The sequence below is a fragment of the Aestuariibius sp. HNIBRBA575 genome (assembly GCF_040932005.1).
Taxonomy (GTDB): domain Bacteria; phylum Pseudomonadota; class Alphaproteobacteria; order Rhodobacterales; family Rhodobacteraceae; genus CANLNM01.
This window is the reverse complement of record NZ_CP162414.1, coordinates 37,731-54,988: the sequence shown is the minus strand read 5'-3', so window position 1 is coordinate 54,988 and position 17,258 is coordinate 37,731. Positions and strand designations below refer to the sequence as shown.

At 54.3% G+C, this 17,258-nt stretch carries 16 protein-coding genes; 9 read left to right on the top strand and 7 right to left on the bottom strand.

The window, feature by feature from the left end; translation table 11 throughout:
- Positions 1-212: 212 nt before the first annotated feature.
- Both AB1F12_RS00285 and AB1F12_RS00280 read right to left on the bottom strand, forming a co-directional pair.
- Positions 213-1,463: an NAD(P)/FAD-dependent oxidoreductase gene (locus AB1F12_RS00285; protein WP_368185680.1), complete on the bottom strand. Its 1,251-nt coding sequence runs from the start codon at positions 1,461-1,463 to the stop codon at positions 213-215.
- Positions 1,464-1,491: 28 nt separating this feature from the next.
- Positions 1,492-2,199, bottom strand: a complete 708-nt coding sequence (locus AB1F12_RS00280; RefSeq protein WP_368185679.1) for an SDR family oxidoreductase — start codon at positions 2,197-2,199, stop codon at positions 1,492-1,494.
- A 119-nt stretch (positions 2,200-2,318) separates the two neighbouring features.
- On the opposite strand from AB1F12_RS00280, the gene gcvA reads away from it, so the two are divergent.
- Positions 2,319-3,200, top strand: a complete 882-nt coding sequence (gcvA, locus tag AB1F12_RS00275) for a transcriptional regulator GcvA (RefSeq protein ID WP_368185678.1) — start codon at positions 2,319-2,321, stop codon at positions 3,198-3,200.
- Between the two features lie 70 nt (positions 3,201-3,270).
- On the opposite strand, the gene AB1F12_RS00270 is transcribed toward gcvA, so the two are convergent.
- Entirely contained in the window at positions 3,271-4,806 is a 1,536-nt protein-coding gene (locus tag AB1F12_RS00270) for a calcium-binding protein (RefSeq protein WP_368185676.1), read from the bottom strand.
- A gap of 125 nt (positions 4,807-4,931) precedes the next feature.
- Between AB1F12_RS00270 and AB1F12_RS00265 the strand changes: the two genes are divergently transcribed.
- From AB1F12_RS00265 to AB1F12_RS00250, 4 genes are all read left to right on the top strand, one after another.
- Complete coding sequence (locus AB1F12_RS00265; RefSeq protein ID WP_368185674.1) at positions 4,932-5,555, top strand: MarR family winged helix-turn-helix transcriptional regulator; 624 nt, start codon at positions 4,932-4,934, stop codon at positions 5,553-5,555.
- On the top strand, positions 5,552-6,940 hold the full coding sequence (locus tag AB1F12_RS00260) for an FAD-binding oxidoreductase (protein WP_368185672.1): 1,389 nt from the start codon (positions 5,552-5,554) through the stop codon (positions 6,938-6,940). The genes AB1F12_RS00265 and AB1F12_RS00260 overlap by 4 nt, the downstream gene beginning before the upstream one ends.
- 180 nt (positions 6,941-7,120) lie before the next feature.
- Positions 7,121-7,933 (top strand): RNA polymerase sigma factor, encoded by an 813-nt coding sequence (locus AB1F12_RS00255; protein WP_368185671.1) that lies wholly within the window; start codon positions 7,121-7,123, stop codon positions 7,931-7,933.
- 23 nt (positions 7,934-7,956) lie between these two features.
- A complete protein-coding gene (locus AB1F12_RS00250) occupies positions 7,957-8,430 on the top strand; it encodes a DUF4440 domain-containing protein (protein WP_368185669.1) in 474 nt (157 codons plus the stop codon).
- 51 nt (positions 8,431-8,481) lie between these two features.
- Here the strand turns inward: AB1F12_RS00250 and AB1F12_RS00245 are convergent, their stop codons facing one another.
- Positions 8,482-9,429, bottom strand: coding sequence for a LysR family transcriptional regulator (locus tag AB1F12_RS00245; RefSeq protein WP_368185667.1), 948 nt, complete (start codon positions 9,427-9,429; stop codon positions 8,482-8,484).
- A gap of 124 nt (positions 9,430-9,553) precedes the next feature.
- On the opposite strand from AB1F12_RS00245, the gene AB1F12_RS00240 reads away from it, so the two are divergent.
- The 3 genes from AB1F12_RS00240 (at position 9,554) to AB1F12_RS00230 (ending at position 14,091) form a co-directional block, all read left to right on the top strand.
- Positions 9,554-10,564, top strand: coding sequence for a TAXI family TRAP transporter solute-binding subunit (locus tag AB1F12_RS00240; RefSeq protein ID WP_368185666.1), 1,011 nt, complete (start codon positions 9,554-9,556; stop codon positions 10,562-10,564).
- A 67-nt stretch (positions 10,565-10,631) separates the two neighbouring features.
- Positions 10,632-12,848 (top strand): TRAP transporter permease, encoded by a 2,217-nt coding sequence (locus AB1F12_RS00235; RefSeq protein ID WP_368185664.1) that lies wholly within the window; start codon positions 10,632-10,634, stop codon positions 12,846-12,848.
- Position 12,849: 1 nt separating this feature from the next.
- Positions 12,850-14,091: an NAD(P)/FAD-dependent oxidoreductase gene (locus AB1F12_RS00230; RefSeq protein ID WP_368185663.1), complete on the top strand. Its 1,242-nt coding sequence runs from the start codon at positions 12,850-12,852 to the stop codon at positions 14,089-14,091.
- On the opposite strand, the gene AB1F12_RS00225 is transcribed toward AB1F12_RS00230, so the two are convergent.
- The 3 genes from AB1F12_RS00225 to AB1F12_RS00215 all read right to left on the bottom strand — a co-directional run bounded on the left by AB1F12_RS00225 (position 14,088) and on the right by AB1F12_RS00215 (position 16,808).
- Entirely contained in the window at positions 14,088-15,290 is a 1,203-nt protein-coding gene (locus AB1F12_RS00225; RefSeq protein ID WP_368185661.1) for a class I SAM-dependent methyltransferase, read from the bottom strand. The two genes, AB1F12_RS00230 and AB1F12_RS00225, sit on opposite strands and share 4 nt — an antisense overlap.
- A gap of 37 nt (positions 15,291-15,327) precedes the next feature.
- Positions 15,328-16,098, bottom strand: coding sequence for a hypothetical protein (locus AB1F12_RS00220; RefSeq protein WP_368185659.1), 771 nt, complete (start codon positions 16,096-16,098; stop codon positions 15,328-15,330).
- Positions 16,099-16,400: 302 nt separating this feature from the next.
- Positions 16,401-16,808, bottom strand: a complete 408-nt coding sequence (locus AB1F12_RS00215; protein ID WP_368185657.1) for an Rrf2 family transcriptional regulator — start codon at positions 16,806-16,808, stop codon at positions 16,401-16,403.
- A gap of 103 nt (positions 16,809-16,911) precedes the next feature.
- On the opposite strand from AB1F12_RS00215, the gene AB1F12_RS00210 reads away from it, so the two are divergent.
- Positions 16,912-17,208, top strand: coding sequence for a DUF6525 family protein (locus AB1F12_RS00210; protein ID WP_368185655.1), 297 nt, complete (start codon positions 16,912-16,914; stop codon positions 17,206-17,208).
- Positions 17,209-17,258: the final 50 nt, after the last annotated feature.

Below are 17,258 nucleotides of genomic sequence, written 5' to 3'. Positions count from 1 at the left end.
GAGGCGTCGCAAACTGGGTTCGCATAAACCTTTGAATTAATAGGAACAGTGTCTCAGGGCGCCCTTTTCCCATACCGTCCTTTTGATCTATGGTCAGCGTTGCATCTGACCCTAAGCGCTGGCGCCTAGCAGATGAATGCGAAGTACCGGTTTCAAAGCTTTGATTGATGCAAATGGCACCAAAATCCACAGGGTTTTTGGTGCCATTTTGGTCAAATCACAGCCCGTTCGATCACCCGCTCTCCCTTGGCAAACCGCTCATACAGAAACGGGGATAGATCCATTTCCCGGAACTCACCGTAGATGATCTGTTCAGCGACACCGCGCCCTACGGATGGTCCCTGTTGCGACCCATGACCGGATGACCCGTTGGTAAAGTGGAAATTCGAAACGTCGTCATGGGGTCCGATCACCACGTTGAAATCAAACGTGTTAAAGTCGTAATGCCCCATCCAAAAATCGACAATCTCAACATCTTTGAACTGCGGAATGCGATTTGAAATGATCGGATATACCTTGTCCTGCCAGATTGTTTCTTCGGCGCTGAAATCGTCCTGCGCAACGGTGGCATCGTCCCCCAATGGCGGGCAGCCAACCAGATAATCATCCCCAAACTGCCGGAAATGCACACCTGTAGGATCAATGGTCAACGGCAGATCGCGGTCCAATTTCTGTTTGGCGCGAAAAATAAATGTGTAGCGACGTTTGGGTTGAATATCGAGCTTGAGCCCCGCCATATCCGCGACGATCCCAGCATAGGTGCCGGCCGCGTTCACGACGGCACCGGCCTTGATCACCTGACCGGATGCCAAGGTCACGCTAGTGACTTTATTGCCGTCGCGGCCAATCGCGTGCACTTCGTTTTCTACAAATTCAGCGCCTTTTTCGATCGATTTGCGCAGCAACCATTCAACCATCAACGGCGCGTTATAAAAACCCTCGTCCACCGTGTTCAGGCTACCTGCTTCGATGTCGGTCAGGTTATAAAATGGATAGGCTCTGGCAATGTCATCCGGTGCAACCATTTTGGTCCCCGCCCCGGCTGCTGCCTGAACGCTTTGATCCCGCTGCAACACCTCTGTCAGGTCAGGATTATCCGAAAGATACAGATACCCAAAGTTGCGGATTGTCAGCTCTGGTATGGCGGGATCCCCACCCAAATTTTCGCGGAAATTGCGCACAAAATCGGCGGCATGCTGACCAATTTTTACGTTGATCGGATTTGCAAATTGCTGACGCATGCAATTGTTCGACGCCGCCGTTTGCGACTGCAGATAGGATTTATCCTTTTCTACAATCAGGATCTTGCCGCTGAAATCCGGGTTCGACGCCAAAAACCAAGCCGTGCAGGCCCCCATGGTTGCGCCGCCAATAATAACCACATCATAGGCGTCATGTTTGGGGATGCTATCAACGTTTGGCAGATCAATTTTGAACTGTTTGTCATGTGAAGTTGGTTTCATGGTTTGCTCTCTTGTTAATGTAACCGGATCAAACGGACCGGGTGATGCCGCCATCAACGCGGATGTTTTGACCGGTGATATATGCCCCGCCTTCAGAGGCGAGAAACGCGACCGTTCCGGCGATCTCGTCGTAAGACTTGCCATAGCGGCCCATCGGAATTCTTGCTTTGAAATCCGCATTTTCTGGCAGGCTATCAATAAAGCCGGGCTGCACGTTATTCATGCGCACATTGTCGGCGGCGTATGTGTCGGAGAACAATTTGCTAAACGCCGCCAACCCCGCGCGCATCACTCCTGAGGTCGGAAATACCGGATCAGGTTCGAACGCGGCAAAGGTGGAAATATTAATGATCGTCCCAGATTTTTGGGACTGCATGATGGGGGTGACCAACCGGGTCGGTCGCACAACATTCAACAAATAGACATCCAACCCAGCATGCCAATCATCATCTGTCAGCTCTAAAACAGGCGCGCGCGGGCCGTGCCCGGCTGAGTTGACCAAGACGTCAATGCGCCCCCATTTTTCCGTAGTTGCGTCCACCAAACGGGACAAATCGTCATTGGATTGATTTGACCCTGTTATGCCGATCCCACCCAGTTCATTGGCCAACGCTTCGCCCTTGCCCGACGACGACAAAATGGCAACCTTGAAGCCGTCGGCCGCCAAACGGCGCGCGCTGTCAGCTCCCATGCCACTTCCTCCTGCTGTGATGATCGCCACTTTGCCGTCAGTCATTTTAATCTCCATCAATTCGAATGCGGTTTCTAACGGCACCATGAACTGTGGCTTGTACTTTGACTAATCAGATATTCTGCTTTATGAGTGTAGAAAAACTGTAGGCTTGGATTTTTGCTATGCGTGATCTTCCTCCGCTCAATTCTTTGAAAGCATTCGAAGCAGCTGCGCGGAACCTGAATTTCAGTCACGCCGCCCAAGAGTTAGGCGTCACACAGGGTGCTGTTGCGCAGCATGTGCGATCTCTGGAATTACTGTTAGAAATCAAACTATTCAACCGTCATGCCCGCGGGTTAACCCTGACCGATGAAGGTCGCAAATATTTTCCGGCTATCCGGCGGGCCTTCGACATGATATCCGAAGCAACAGGCGGATTGTCACCACAAGATACCGTTGTAACGATCAGTTCCACACCGTCATTCGCCACCAAGTGGCTAGTACCAAAACTAAGTTCTCTGGCGCGGGACCATCCCGAAATCAGGGTTCGTTTGGACGCGTCCAACTCGCTTGCCAACTTTCAGACGGATGGGGTCGACATCGCGATTCGACAAGGCAAGCCGCCATTTGGGCCAGGACTTGTTGCGACCCCATTATTTCCGGCCAGATTGGTTGCAGTCTGTAGTCCCGATCTCATTTCTGGGGCGGCGCCTATTCATGGTCCTAATGACCTGTTGGGGCATGTTTTGTTAGAGGATACGCACGGGCAATGGCCTATTTTTCTAGAAGCAGCATTGGGGGAACAAAACGTTTCCGGGATTAGGACGATGACCTTCAGCCAAACCTCTTTGGCCATTGATGCCGCCATTGCACGTCAGGGGGTTGCGCTCGCAAATCGTGAGCTGGTCAAAGCCGATCTGCGGGCCGGGCTGTTGGTTCAACCCTTTGAATTTTCAATGACATCCGAAAATGGGTATTATGTTGTTGCCCCGCGCGCACCTAGAAAAGCGTCCGTAGTTGCAACTCTCAGCGCCTGGCTATTCGCGCAGGTTTCATCCGCGTAACAAGGTCGGGCAGCATAAAAAGCCGCCACAGGTGACCTGCGACGGCTTGGGTTTTCTCAGACGTTTCAGCTTAGAAAATGAAATCGCTTGCGGTGTAGTTGGCCAATGCGGTGCCTTCGATCAAAAGGTTCAGCCCGCCGCCATTAAACGACACTTCGGTTGGGCCCGACTCGCTGGCCCCGGCCAAGAAGTCAGCGAGCGAATTGATCGTACTGTGACCGGAAAAATCAAACTGGTCCTGCCCCGCCGTAAAGTCGAGGATGTTTCCTGTGCTTGCGCCATCCACAAACACAAACACATCCGCGCCATTGCCACCGGTCATTTCCTGAAAGTTGGACACGCCTGTATTGGCGATCAAACGATCATTGCCATTGCCTCCAAACATCGTATCGATCCCGCCACCACCTGTGATGGTATCGTGGCCGTTGCCGCCGCTTAGCTGATCATTTCCGGTACCGCCATACAGATTATCCGAACCGCTACCGCCATCTAGCTGATCATTTCCACTGCCACCAAACAGTTGATCCGAGCCACTGCCGCCATAGATAAAGTCGCCGCCTTCATCCCCAAACAGGGAATCGATGTTGCCCCCACCTTCGAGCGTGTCAGAACCAGTTCCCCCATAAATGAGGTCATTCCCCCCCTGACCGCTAAGAGTGTCATCCAAAGCACCGCCATAAATGTCGTCCGATCCGGCATTGCCTAAAATCGAGTCAGCACCGCTGCCGCCATAAATTGTATCAAGCCCGAGCCCACCATCAATGGTATCTGCCCCAAGGCCGCCATCAATCCGATCGAACCCGTTGCCACCCAGAATGGAATCGGTTCCATCGCCCCCCAAAATGCTGTCGGACCCGGCCACACCGTTGATGACGTCTGCCCCCGATCCACCTTGGATCGTGTCATTGCCACCACCGCCATTCAGACTGTCATCACCGGAGCCGCCAAACAGTTCGTCAAACCCGGCGCCGCCATTCAACGTATCGTTATTCGCCCCACCATATAGATCATCCGCGTTGCCCTGACCGTTTAGCGTGTCATTGCCATCGCCTCCGTTCAGGATGTCATTGCCCGCGCCCGCATTAAAGACATCATCACCGTCAGTGCCCGCGACCTGATCAACAGCGGAAACCGTGGTGCCGGGGATGTTCAACAGCGGAATCGCGGCGCCTGATTCAAACCCGCTTCCTGCGGTTGGCGTAATGACGTCGTCGCCCACGGCACCTGCAAATGCGTTGAACTCTGCCAACGACGCAAAGCTCGGAAGCGGATCGCCCCCCAATTGAAGATACCAGTTATTTTCATTTGTTTGATCAAACGCCCCCATCAGAAAACTGGTTCGCGGTGTCCCCGCATCATCCCAAGGGATTTCATAAATTTCCATGTCAAACGGGCCAGTTGGGGTAAAATCAACAACCGTGCCATTTAGCCGAATTTCCAAGGCATTGATCACAAGGTTCGAAAACGGAAACCCTGAATCCCCGGCAAAGTCACCATTGTGAACATGTGACACTGTTGTCGTGCTGGCAGGAGTTACCAATTCAAATGTCGCTGGCGTGAAGCTGCTATTGGTCTGTAAAAAACCGGTCATTGTATATGTGGTCAATTGAAATACTCCGTCAGAATGAAACCTGAATTGATAAAACCTGTGGTGTTTGTTTACCTTTTCTAAACTTTTTCAAATTGTCCATCCTTCAATGCCTAATTCGTTAACCCCTAAAAATAAGCGATATGCGCTGGATTCCTGGCCGCAGAAGTGTCGATCGCCAATGTGTGCGTCGTTTGATCGGCGACAGTTTGGTTGACATGTCCACCAAATGCGGTGACTTTTCCAGCGAAAGGAACCCAATGGACGATCCGTTTAACATTGATGTCGAATTGGGGTTTTTGTTTGCGCAATTGCACATAGCTTTAAACGCCCAAGCACGCAGTGTGATCGCACGCCACGGAGATTTAACCCTCGCTCAATGGCGCATCATTCGTCTGGTCGCATCCGGACAGTTCCAAGGATCCACCGGCATTCGCAAAGCAGCCTGCATCGACAAAAGCCAATTCAGTAAAACTGTGCATCTCCTTGAAAAAAATGGTTATTTGCTGGTGTCGGAACATTCAGACGACAAACGGCAATTCAATTTGGCACTGACCCCAAAAGCGGAACGCGCCCATACCAAGCTGGTTCCTGATCTGAGCAAACGCAACGCCCATTTAATGAACGCCCTGCCGCCCGAGCAGCGCAAAACCATTGTTCAAACCATAAAAACCCTGATCACAGCCGCGGACGTTTCTGATTTTTCATCACACTCTGCCCCACCAGACCAAGACAGCGAAATCCACCTGTCCTCAAAGGAAACATGATGCAAATTCAATCCCGTGATGCCGTCATCAAAGCGTTAACAGACTTGCTTGGGGATCGTCTGTCGACGGGGTCTTCGGTTCTGGCGCTACATGCGTCCGACGAAGGATACCAAGCACCAGCCACCCCTGACGCAGTGGCGTTTCCCTTATGCACCCAAGACGTTTCCGACATCATAAAAATCTGCGCGGCGCATCATTGCCCGGTCATCCCATATGGTGTCGGCACATCCCTAGAAGGCCACGTTATCCCCTATTCCGGGGGCGTGACCATCGATATGAGCCGCATGAACACGATCCTCAAAGTCAATGACAGCGATCTGAATGCGGTGGTGCAACCCGGCGTCACGAGAGAGCAGTTAAACACCGACCTGCGTGCATCTGGTCTGATGTTCAGTGTCGATCCCGGTGCAAATGCAACTTTGGGTGGCATGGCGGCCACGCGTGCCTCGGGCACCAATGCCGTGCGATATGGAACCATGGCGGAAAACGTGCTGGCCCTCGAAGTGGTGATGGCGGATGGCCGGATAATCCGCACAGGCAGCAAGGCGCGCAAATCGTCAGCCGGGTATGATTTAACGCATCTGTTTGTCGGCTCCGAAGGCACGCTTGGGATCATCACCGAACTGACCGTTCGACTATTTGGCCAGCCCGAAGCGATTTCATCAGCGACATGCGCGTTCGATACGGTCGCAGATGCAGTGAATGCGGTCATTTTGGCCATTCAGTCCGGCCTGCCAGTGGCGCGGATCGAATTGCTGGACGCGACCCAGATGTCAGGTATGCAAAAGGCCTATCCTGAATTGGATTTCGCAGCTCAGCCGCAATTGTTTCTGGAATTTCACGGCACGGATTCCGGTGTGACTGAGCAAACAAAAACCTTTGCCGAAATTTCACAGGAATTTGGCGGCTCGGCCTTTAAATGGGCAACCAAGGCCGAAGAACGTAACGCTCTGTGGCGTGCGCGTCACGAAGCATTCTACGTCGGCAAAACCCTGCGCCCCGGCAGCACCGCCTTGGTGACAGATTGTTGCGTCCCTATTTCTGCACTGGCACCCTGCATCGAAAAAGCACAGGGATTGATCGCACAATCCGGGCTGATTTCACCCATCGTTGGCCATGTTGGCGACGGAAATTTCCACATGCTGATCCTTGTTGAACCCGGCAATCTTGATGAAATGAAACGCGCAGAAAACCTGGCCCATCAGGTCAATATGACTGCGTTGGAATTTGGGGGAACCGTGACGGGCGAACACGGTGTTGGTGTCGGCAAAAAGAAATACATGGCGGATCAACACGGTGATGCCTTTGGGATCATGGGCGATATCAAACGGGCGATGGACCCCCTCAACATCATGAATCCCGGCAAAATCGTCGACACGAATTAGGCCATCGGCCCAGCGGATTTGACTGGTAATCATCGGTTCACGCGCCATGTCAGGCTCGGGGTTGAAACGACGTAGGGCCCGGTTCAAATCGCAAAATTTCCGGGGCGGGATAAAAAATCTGTCACACATTTGGATCGGCATGTGTCTAACTATGTAACGTCACCAAAGGCGGACAAACACATGACCCATATCACCGGACCCACAATTCAATTGGCCCAAGACGGGAATGCCACCGCCCTAGAAGACATCATTCGTGGCATCCAGAAACAGGTGTATCAGTTGGCCATTCGCATGTTGGCGGATCCTGATGCGGCGCAGGATGCAACTCAGGAAATTTTGATCCGCGTTGTCACCAAACTATCGACATTTCGCGCGGAATCCCGATTTGAAACATGGGTTTATCGGGTCGCAACCAATTACCTGATCCGGGCGCGAAAAATCCGGGTCAATGACCCAAACCTGACTTTCGATGCCTTTTCCCAAGACCTGATAGACGGGCTGTCCGACGATAATAACAAAGCGCCAGATGAGCATGTTATGCTGAACGAATTGCGGATCAAATGCACCATGGCCATGTTGCTGTGTTTGGATCGCGAACATCGCGCGGCTTATATTCTGGGTGATATTCTAGAATTTGACCACAGCATTGCCAGCGACATTTTGGAAATTTCCCCTGCAAATTATCGCAAACGTCTGTCGCGCGCACGCGATCGCGTTCAGACATTTACCGCGGCGACATGTGGGCTGGCGAACCGCTCTGCCGCTTGTTCCTGCCGCAAACGATTGCCCGCTGCGATGGCATCTGGTCGTATTGGCATCCAGCCCAGCGCCGCATTGGCAGATGCCCCTCGTTTTGCCGATGCCGCAGCAGAAGTGTCCGATATCCAATCCAGCCTGATCGCCGCCAAATTACAGCGTTCAACCGGCGCGCATGTGCCGCTGCGCGACTACGCAAGTGCGGTGTTGAACATCATAGAAACGACCCAAACCTAACCACAAACCCAAAAGGAAACTTCATGAAACACGCATTTGCGTGGCTGATCACGCTTGCCTTGATCTCACCTCAACTTTCTATCGCACAAGGACAGACAATGACCGAAGACCAACAAAACGTACTCAGCAGCACAATGGGCATGGCAGAGGCCTTTCAACAGGGCGACATTGCGGGCGTCATGCGCCATTACGAACCAGAGGCAACGGTCCTGTTTGAACCCGGAGCGCCGGTTTCAAATGTGGCCCAACTGGAACAGATGTTTGCAGAAATGTCCGCACTTGGCCCGCAGTTCAGTTTTTCTGAGGGGCATGACGTGATCGTCAACGGGGACATCGCAATCCACATTGCGCCTTGGAATATGGTTGCTCATCTGCCGGATGGCCAGGAAATCACCCAATCCGGGCTGTCGGTCGCAGTGTTGCGCAAACAGCCCGACGGACAGTGGAAAATGGTGATCGATAATCCCCATGGCGCACGGCTTATGTCTGGGTCCTAACATCTTAGGGCTGGCCCCAAAGGCCGGCCCTTTTGCCCCATACAAATTTCGTCACTCAAAGATATTTGTTTTGGGCGCAGCATCCAGTGCGGTCAATTCCTGCATCATATGCGCTTCCCAAGAGGCAGCCAATTGGCGCGACAACGTGGTCAGCCGCCGCATTTTGGGCACCAGAATAGCGTAGTCATAGGGCACAGGCTGGGCCAGTTTGCAGAACTTGATCTCTTGGCGGGTCACACCGGTTAACCGCGCAGACAGCACCGTCAGCGGATCCACAATCGCGCAGCATTGCCCGGCGCTGACAAATTTAAGTAACGGCAACACGGTTTGACTGCGAAACCGCACATGGGTTCTGGCATTCGCATGGGCTAGGGCCAATTGAACGCGCATTTCAAACCGGTGATCGGGCTGCATCCCGCCAAACGTCAACCCATCCAGCGCCGCTAAGGGAACCGTTTCGCATTGCGCCAGTTCATGCCCCGCAGGCACCGCCAAGAACCCATTCGCACAGATCCGCGTGATCCGGGTTTGTTCGGTGCGGCTGTTGTCTTCGTCGTAATCACCAAACCCAAAATCCACGCCCTGACTGCTGACCAATTCACGCAATTGCGTTGAACTGCGCGTGTGCATCGACAGGTTTATATCTGGCCGTGTTTCGGCAAATTTACTCAGGAAATCAGGGAATAACACCGTTGCCACACCGGGCATAACGGCCAATTGCACCTCGCCTTTGTCGCCGATCTGCATCCGTTTCATCGTGCGTCGCAGCCGCGACATCTGCCCCAGCATACTGTCTGCCTCGGCCAGCAGATAATAGGCTTCGGGGACGGGTTTTAGGTTCCGGGTGTCCCTGTCAAACAGCGTAATCCCCAAAGAATCCTCAAGACTTTTCATCGCGAGGCTGATCGCCGGTTGGGTCCGACCCAGATTTTGCGCCGCTTCGGACATAGACCCGGTTTTCATTACTTCGCGAAAGACGGACAGGTGATGCAAATTCATGCACATTCATAAATCATGCTTATGAATAGTAAACAACTTCAAATTTGCCTTAATAGACAAACCCCATATCATCCCCCCATCAAACAAAAGCAGGCAATGACCTGCGACCAGCTGGGAGACCGACATGACATTTCTGAAATCACTATCCGGCGCTTTGATTTCTGCCACGATCGTCGCAGGCCCTGCCGCAGCGCAGGACCCGACCTTTTTCCGCATCGGCACCGGCGGTGCGGGCGGGACCTATTTCCCCATCGGGGGCACCATCGCCAACGGCATTTCGTCACCCCCGGGCAGCCGCGCCTGCGAAGATGGCGGCCAATGCGGTGTGCCGGGTCTGATCGCAATTGCGCAATCCACAACGGCGTCGGTGTTCAACAACGCCGCCGTCCAAAACGGAGAGCTGGAAGCCGGGCTCGCTGCGGCGGACGTCACCCGGTCCATGTATCTGGGCGAAGGTAAATTCGACGGCAAACCGCATCCTAACCTGCGCATCGTCGCCAATCTGTTCCCAGAGGATCTGCATCTGGTTCTGCCCGAAGGCACCAGCATCGCCAGCTTGGCCGATCTAGAAGGTCAGCGTGTTGGCATTGCGCAGGCCGGGTCCGGCACCCAGGTTGCAGTTCTGCAAATGTTGAACGAATGGGGCGTGACCCGCGATAACATGGACGAGGCAGAGCTGAACAACAGCCAATCCGCCGAACGTCTGGCAGATGGTCAGATTGATGCCTATTTCTACGCCGCTGGCTGGCCTGTTGCTGCGATGGTTCAACTGTCCTCGACCAAAGGCATGTCATTGCATTCCTTCTCTGACGAAGATTTGCAGCGCATCAACGATATCATCCCGGCCTATATCCCATCCGAAATACCCGGCGGCGTCTATGAGGGCGTAGATGAAGCGGTCAAAACCCCCGCTGTGTCTGCCTTGTTGGTTGTGTCATCGGAACTGAGCGACGAATTGGTTTACGGCATCACCGAAGCGATGTGGAACGAAAATACCCGTCGTCTGCTGGATAATGGCCATGCCAAAGGTCAGCAAATCACCGTCGAATCCGCATTGGACGGCATCGCCACATTGGGTGTGCCACTGCATCCGGGTGCGGAACGTTTCTACCGCGAAGCTGGCTTGATGGACTAACCCTCGCGCTGGGGCAGCACGGTTTGTGTTGCCCCGTTTTTATTCGACATCCCTAGGGGGCAATACCGTGACCGATCCCATAAACCAAGACGTGCGTGACCTGACCGCAGAAGAGCTGGCAGCGATCGAAGAGAAATACGACGAAGGGGCGGCCACACGACCAGTCGGTGAATTGGCCGGATTGCTGCTGCGGGGGGTGGCGATTGTTTTTGCCAGCTACCACTACATCACAGCCGGGTTCGGCCTGCCTGCGGACCACTGGCACATGGGCTGGCACCTGTCCGGTTTGTTTATCCTCACCTACGCATTCTACCCGGTCCTGAAATCCAAAAGCAGTTTCAATCTGAAAACCGGGATCATGCATATGGGCGGCATTCCGTTTCCGGATGTGATCCTGATGATCCTGGGGGTGGCGGCTGCGCTTTATGTGGGTCTGGCATGGCGCGGGATCCCGTCACTGGGCATCGAAGAACAGACGTTTCGCATGGGCAATCCCAACAATTACGACATGTTTTTTGGGGTTGTTATCATTGTTCTGGTGTTGGACATCGCGCGGCGCACATTGGGCTGGGTTCTACCTGCGATCATTTCGCTCTTTATCGTCTATGCGTTGTTTGGGCCTTATTTTTCTGGCCTGTTGCAGCATCCGGGTGTCAAATTCCGCACCTTTGTGTCGTCGATGTATTTCCCCCAAGAAGGCATCTTTGGTGTCACCCTGTGGGTTGTGTCGACCATCGTGTTCCATTTTGTGCTGTTTGGCGTGATCGCCCAGCGCACGGGGTTGGGTCAGTTGTTCATTGATAACGCCACCATCCTCGCGGGGCGCTATACGGGCGGCCCCGCCAAAGTGTCCGTCGTGTCATCGGCGTTCTTTGGGACGATTTCGGGGTCTTCGGTGGCCAACACCGTATCCACCGGCGCGCTTACCATCCCCAATATGAAACGGTTGGGCTATCCCGGCCATTTCGCCGGCGGCGTCGAAGCGGCCGCATCGGCAGGGGGGCAGATCACACCGCCGATCATGGGGGCTGCGGCCTTTATCATGGCCGAGTTTCTAGAGCTGCCCTACACAACCATCGTGATCGCGGCGATTTTTCCGGCGATACTGCATTATGTCGGTGTGTTCACCGTCGTGCACCTGATGGCGCGTAAATTGGGCCTGAAAGGTCTGGCCAAGGAACAATTGCCGCAATTGGCCCATGTCTGGCGCGAAGGTTGGGCAAATATCATCCCCCTGATCGGCCTGCTTTGGGTGCTGTTCAGCGGCTACACGCCGTTTATGTCGGCATTCTGCGGGATTTCGCTGGCCATCGTCGCGGGCATGTCCCGGCTAAAGGAACCGCCATCCCTGATCTACGCCGTGGCATTTGGGGCCTTTGTGATCTGGAAATTCATCGGCGGCGGATTTGAACCCTTCACCGCGTTGATTTTGCTATCTGGTACGGCGGTCGCAACCCTGAACCCGCAAAACCGCATCCTGCTGCCCGAAATGTCTGAATCCGTTGAAACGGGTGTGAAATATGCGCTGGCCGTTGGCGCGGCTTCGGCGGCGGTGGGCATCGTCGTTGGGGTGATCAACACGACCGGCATCGGGTTCCGCATCGGGTTTATGGTCACACAAGGCGCGGGCAATCTGGCGACAGATATCTATAACCTGCTGAGCTTTGGCGACTTTGCCCTGTTTGCGGTCGAAGACCTGCAATTGTTCCTGTCGCTGGTGTTTATCGCGATTGCCTGCATCCTGATGGGGGCCGGTATTCCGACAACCGCGCTTTATATCATGTTGGTTTCCGTGGCTCAGCCCGCCTTGGCGCAGCTAGGCATCCCACCGATCGCCAGCCATTTGTTTGTGCTATATTACGGAGTTGTTGCCGAAATCACGCCACCGGTCTGCACGTCGGCCTATGCGGCGGCGGCGATTGCCAATTCCCCCCCGTTCAAAACCGGGATTTCGGCGTTTACGCTGGGGTTGGGCAAAATCGTAGCGCCCATGGCCTTTGTCTATGCGCCGGTGCTGTTATTTGTGTCCTCAACCGGGTTTGATTTGTGGACATTCACCTATTCGGCCGCCAGCTGTATCGCCGGGGTTGTCGCCCTATCGGCCGCTGTAGTCGGCTATTGGTTAGCACCGATGGGGGCCATCAATCGCGTCCAATGTGCCCTCGCCGGGTTGGTGTTCATCGCCCCAAGCCTGTCTGCCGATCTGGTTGCGCTGCTGATTGCCAGCCCCGCCATCATCCTGCAGTTTCTGGCAAAGCGGCAAACATCAATGGCTGCTGCCTGACATGCAGGACAAACAACATGTGGGCGTGATCGGGGGTGGGATCATCGGGATTTGCGCCGCCATTTCGCTGCTGGACACGGGGCATCGTGTGACGCTGATTGAACGCGATGCCCCCGGTCAGGCCACGTCATTTGGCAATGCCGGGATCATCTCGCCTTGGTCGATTATTCCGCAGGCCATGCCCGGAATCTGGAAACAAATCCCGGGCATGTTGCTGCGCCCCAATGGTCCGGCGGGCGTGTCGATGCGCCAAGGGCCGGGATATTTGCCCTGGTTGATCCGGTTTCTACGCGAAAGCCGCCTTGACCGTGCGCAGGCCAATTCCGATGCGATGCAATTGCTTTGCGGCGATGCGGTGACGCTTTATCGGGAATTGCTGCGGGGCACGGGCCACGATGACCTGATTGCCGACGCGATGTATGTGCATGCTTTTCGTGATGCGCGTAACGCTGACCTGTCATCGCTTGGCTACAAAATGCGCCGCCAAAAAGGGGCCGATCTGGAACGGATCGACGCCGCTGATCTAAGGGATCTGGAACCCAACCTGTCACATGATTTTCAAGCCGCGATCCTGATCAAAGGGCAGGCCCGCGCGCGCGATCCGGGGCGTCTGGGCACGGTGCTTGCTAACAAAATCAAGGCTCTGGGTGGGCAGATCTGCCGCGAAACGGTTCGGGACCTGACGCCTGTTTCTGGCGGCTGGGACGTAATCACCAATATGGGCACGCATCCCTTTGACAAAGTGGTGCTGGCCGCCGGCATCTGGTCCGCTGAATTGCTGAGACGGTTCAACATATCCCTGCCTCTGGCGGCGGAACGGGGATACCACGTGTCCTTTGGCGATGCGGATTTGCATCTGAACAATTCGATCATGGATACGGATGCCCATGCGGTTGCCAGTTCAATGGATGGCGGAGTGCGCATTGCGGGGGTGGCGGAATTTACCGGGATCGACGCGCCACCAAACCCGGGCCGACTGCGCGCGCTGAAACAGATCGCCCAATCCATGATCCCCGACCTAAAGCACAAAACCCCTGATACGTGGATGGGCATCCGGCCGTCCTTTCCAGACAGCCTGCCTTTGATCGAAGAATGCAAGGATCTACCCGGATTGATTTGCGCATTTGGCCACAGCCATTATGGGCTGATGATGGCGCCCAAAACCGGTCGTATCGTGGCTGATATCGCCACGGGCACACCCACCAATATTGACCTGTCGCCCTTTCGTGCGGCCCGGTTCTAATCCTGTGCGTAAATATAGTCGCGCGTGATGGGGGCCGCCATCGGATGATGGGTGATTTGGTATTGGAAAATACACATGCCCAATTCGGTCAGGCTGATTTCGCTGGCGATCAGGTAATACCGCCACATGCGCAAAAACCGATCGTCATACATGTCGCGGATTGGGTCCAGATTGGCTTCGAACCGATCAATCCAATGTTGCACCGTGCGCGCATAATGGCTGCGCCACACTTCGACATCCGTGACCACCAAACGCTTTTTCTCAATCTCGCGGGACACTTCGGACAGGGCGGGCGTGTATCCGCCCGGGAAAATATATTTATGCAACCAAGGGCTCGTGCGGCCGGGCGGCGTGCTGCGGCCAATGACATGCACCATCGCGATCCCGTCTTGTTTCAGGTTTTGCTTTATTTTGCCGAAAAAAGTCCCGTATTGCGGCTGACCCACATGTTCCAACATGCCCACAACAACGATCCGATCAAAGGTTTCGGACACTTCGCGGTAATCCAGCAGCTTGAACTCGACCTTATCGGTCAGACCTTCGGCTTGGGCGCGGGCGCGGGCGTATTTCACCTGCTCAATCGACAGGGTCACGCCGGTCACATGCACCCCGTAATCACGCGCCAGAGTCAGCGCCATCCCCCCCCAGCCACAGCCGATATCCAGCACGCGCATTCCCGGTTTCAGGCATAGTTTGCGCGCGATATGGGCCTTTTTGGCATCCTGAGATTCCTCTAGGGTCATGCCCGGATCTTTGAAATATCCGCAGGTATATTGCAGGTCTTTGTCCAGAAACAATTCGTACATGTCGGTCGATAAATCATAGTGGATTTCGACGTTTTTTCGGGCAACCGGCAGGGGGTTATTCTGGGCAATCTGGCGTAAAATCGTGCGAGCGCCTGTGGCTGCGGTTTTCATATGGCCGACCCCATGATCGCGCGCATTTGTAGCAACCAGCGTCATAAACCCGGCCAAATCCCCCTCAGCGATGGTCAGGGTTTCGTCCATATACGCTTCGCCGATGGCCAGTTCAGGGTTCAACACCAATTTGCGGGCCAAAGCGGGATCATGGATATGGATCGCCGAAAAAATGCCGACCCTATCACCGTATTTTGCCTCTGAGCCGTCCGGCCACGTGATCCGTAATTCACCATTTTTGATGATTTTGCGCAAAAAATGGTCTGCCAGTTTGGCCCACATAATGTTTCTCCTGATGGCGCGTTGCGCGCGGTCGGGTTTAAGATTGGGTGTGTTTTGGCCGGGTGCTGTTGATTGGAAAGGCCGCCAACAATTCCTGATCACCGCGCCCTTTGATGACCCAGGCAGATGAAAACGCCCAAACGCCAATCGCTTCGACCCAGAACACCACATTGTTTTCCAAAACAAACGCCGTCAAAGCCGGCGGTCCCATCTGTTTCCAATAGGATGCGATCGCCAGCATCGTACCACAGGCAACGATGGTCCACCCACAGGCGATGTAATATTTACGGCGCCCCGGATGTTTGGTTTTGGAAAAGCGGAACAAACAGAAATGCCCCATACAGTAGAAAAAGATAAGGCAGCTCGAATAATGAATGATTGGGCTGATGCCGATCCCCACCAATTGCTGGGTTAGAGCGGCCACTTGACCGGATGGGCTTTCATTTGGAAAGAGCGCCACGCCAAACACCGAAAGTCCGGCCACCGTCGCCAGCCAATTATCGGTAAAGGTTTCGCCCGGTTCGCGTTCATATCCTTCGTAAATGACCAAAAAGGTTCCGATTGCAAACAACACGCCGACAAACACGTCGCGCGAAATCGTGTGGAAAAAGTCGCTGAGAGACGGTTCCAGTTCGGCGTTGCTGACCGCGCTGCTCAGCATCAGCAGAAAGGGCAGCGACACCCCCAGATATCCTAGGGTCTGGCGTACGCGGTAATAGGAACGGATGACCTCATGCCGGGTGTTTTCCGCATGCGCATGGCGGTCAATTGCACGTTCAAATTCTGATATACGGGGCGTTTCAGTCATCCCGGTTTCCTTCTACGTTCAGCAGGCCAAGCCTTACAAATATTTAGTCCACAGCAGTCTAACCCGTTGGGTCATTGTGCGGGGGTCAAACCTTACAACAATAAAAACGACGTTTTCGCAGAAACAACGCGGCATGCGTTATGCCGGAAAAATGCCCGGCCGGTGTTGCCACCATTTCCACCAATGTCTGCGTGGCAGCGTACCGGAAAGCAGGGGCATCCGTCCAGAATGATTAACATTATGTTAAATGGACGGATTTCAATCAATCAGCCCAGCGCATGGATCACTTATCGTGGCAGGGCTTAGGGTGCGCGACGCACCTCTAAAATGGATGTCTCAGACAGCTTTTGAATCAGACTTTGCTCGACATCTTCTAGCACGCTTGAAACCCGTTGATGCAACGCATTTTCAACCGAACAGCTGGGGGCGTCTTGGGTTGTGTTGCTGGCGACCAGCCGTTCATCCAGCGCCAGATACACATCCGCCAGACTGATTTCTGCCGGATTTCGAGTCAACCGCCACCCCCCGGCATGGCCTTTTTCTGACGTTAACAAACCGGCCTCGCGCAGTTTGCCTAGCACCCGCCGTACAACAACCGGGTTTGTGCCCGCGTGATCGGCAATATCGGCCGATGTGCGCATTTTATCCGGGTCTGAGGCCATGTGGCTCAGGGTGTGCAAAGCCAATGACAGACGGCTGTTTCGTTTCACGGCTCTACTCCTCGCGCTTTGACATCACGCAACATTCACTGTTGCGAGCATTCAGTAACTTAGCTAGTTACATAAGCGACATTTTCCATTCTCGGCCAACACCATGACCATTCATCGCTCTGGCAATTTGGGGCAAACAAGCCTGCGCGGCAAGCGCCGTGCGCGCAATTCAATGCAAACCTATGACACTTTACCGCCTGTGTTGCGTGCTTGGCTCTGTCAGGCGGCGCTGCCTTGGTCGCCCAGTTCAGCGCGTAAAATCTGGCAGCGCGCTCAGGCCAAAGGGCTCAGTGCGGATGACACGCTTGCTTTATTACAGCGCTCCGAGCGGCAAACGCTTGCGCGGGATGAACATGCTCTTTTCTTTTCCGACAAAATCTGTCAGAAAACGATGAGCTAACAAAATTTGGCCCCTGTCGCGGGTCACTTGCACCTGATTACGCCCTATCA

Coding starts and splice junctions, on each gene's coding strand:
- AB1F12_RS00240 (WP_368185666.1), top strand. CDS start 9,554: ATGACATTTCTGAAATCACTATCCGGCGCTTTGATTTCTGCCACGATC.
- AB1F12_RS00280 (WP_368185679.1), bottom strand. CDS start 2,199: ATGACTGACGGCAAAGTGGCGATCATCACAGCAGGAGGAAGTGGCATG.
- AB1F12_RS00255 (WP_368185671.1), top strand. CDS start 7,121: ATGACCCATATCACCGGACCCACAATTCAATTGGCCCAAGACGGGAAT.
- AB1F12_RS00220 (WP_368185659.1), bottom strand. CDS start 16,098: ATGACTGAAACGCCCCGTATATCAGAATTTGAACGTGCAATTGACCGC.
- AB1F12_RS00260 (WP_368185672.1), top strand. CDS start 5,552: ATGATGCAAATTCAATCCCGTGATGCCGTCATCAAAGCGTTAACAGAC.
- AB1F12_RS00225 (WP_368185661.1), bottom strand. CDS start 15,290: ATGTGGGCCAAACTGGCAGACCATTTTTTGCGCAAAATCATCAAAAAT.
- AB1F12_RS00265 (WP_368185674.1), top strand. CDS start 4,932: ATGCGCTGGATTCCTGGCCGCAGAAGTGTCGATCGCCAATGTGTGCGT.
- AB1F12_RS00230 (WP_368185663.1), top strand. CDS start 12,850: ATGCAGGACAAACAACATGTGGGCGTGATCGGGGGTGGGATCATCGGG.
- AB1F12_RS00285 (WP_368185680.1), bottom strand. CDS start 1,463: ATGAAACCAACTTCACATGACAAACAGTTCAAAATTGATCTGCCAAAC.
- AB1F12_RS00245 (WP_368185667.1), bottom strand. CDS start 9,429: ATGAATTTGCATCACCTGTCCGTCTTTCGCGAAGTAATGAAAACCGGG.
- gcvA (WP_368185678.1), top strand. CDS start 2,319: ATGCGTGATCTTCCTCCGCTCAATTCTTTGAAAGCATTCGAAGCAGCT.
- AB1F12_RS00250 (WP_368185669.1), top strand. CDS start 7,957: ATGAAACACGCATTTGCGTGGCTGATCACGCTTGCCTTGATCTCACCT.
- AB1F12_RS00210 (WP_368185655.1), top strand. CDS start 16,912: ATGACCATTCATCGCTCTGGCAATTTGGGGCAAACAAGCCTGCGCGGC.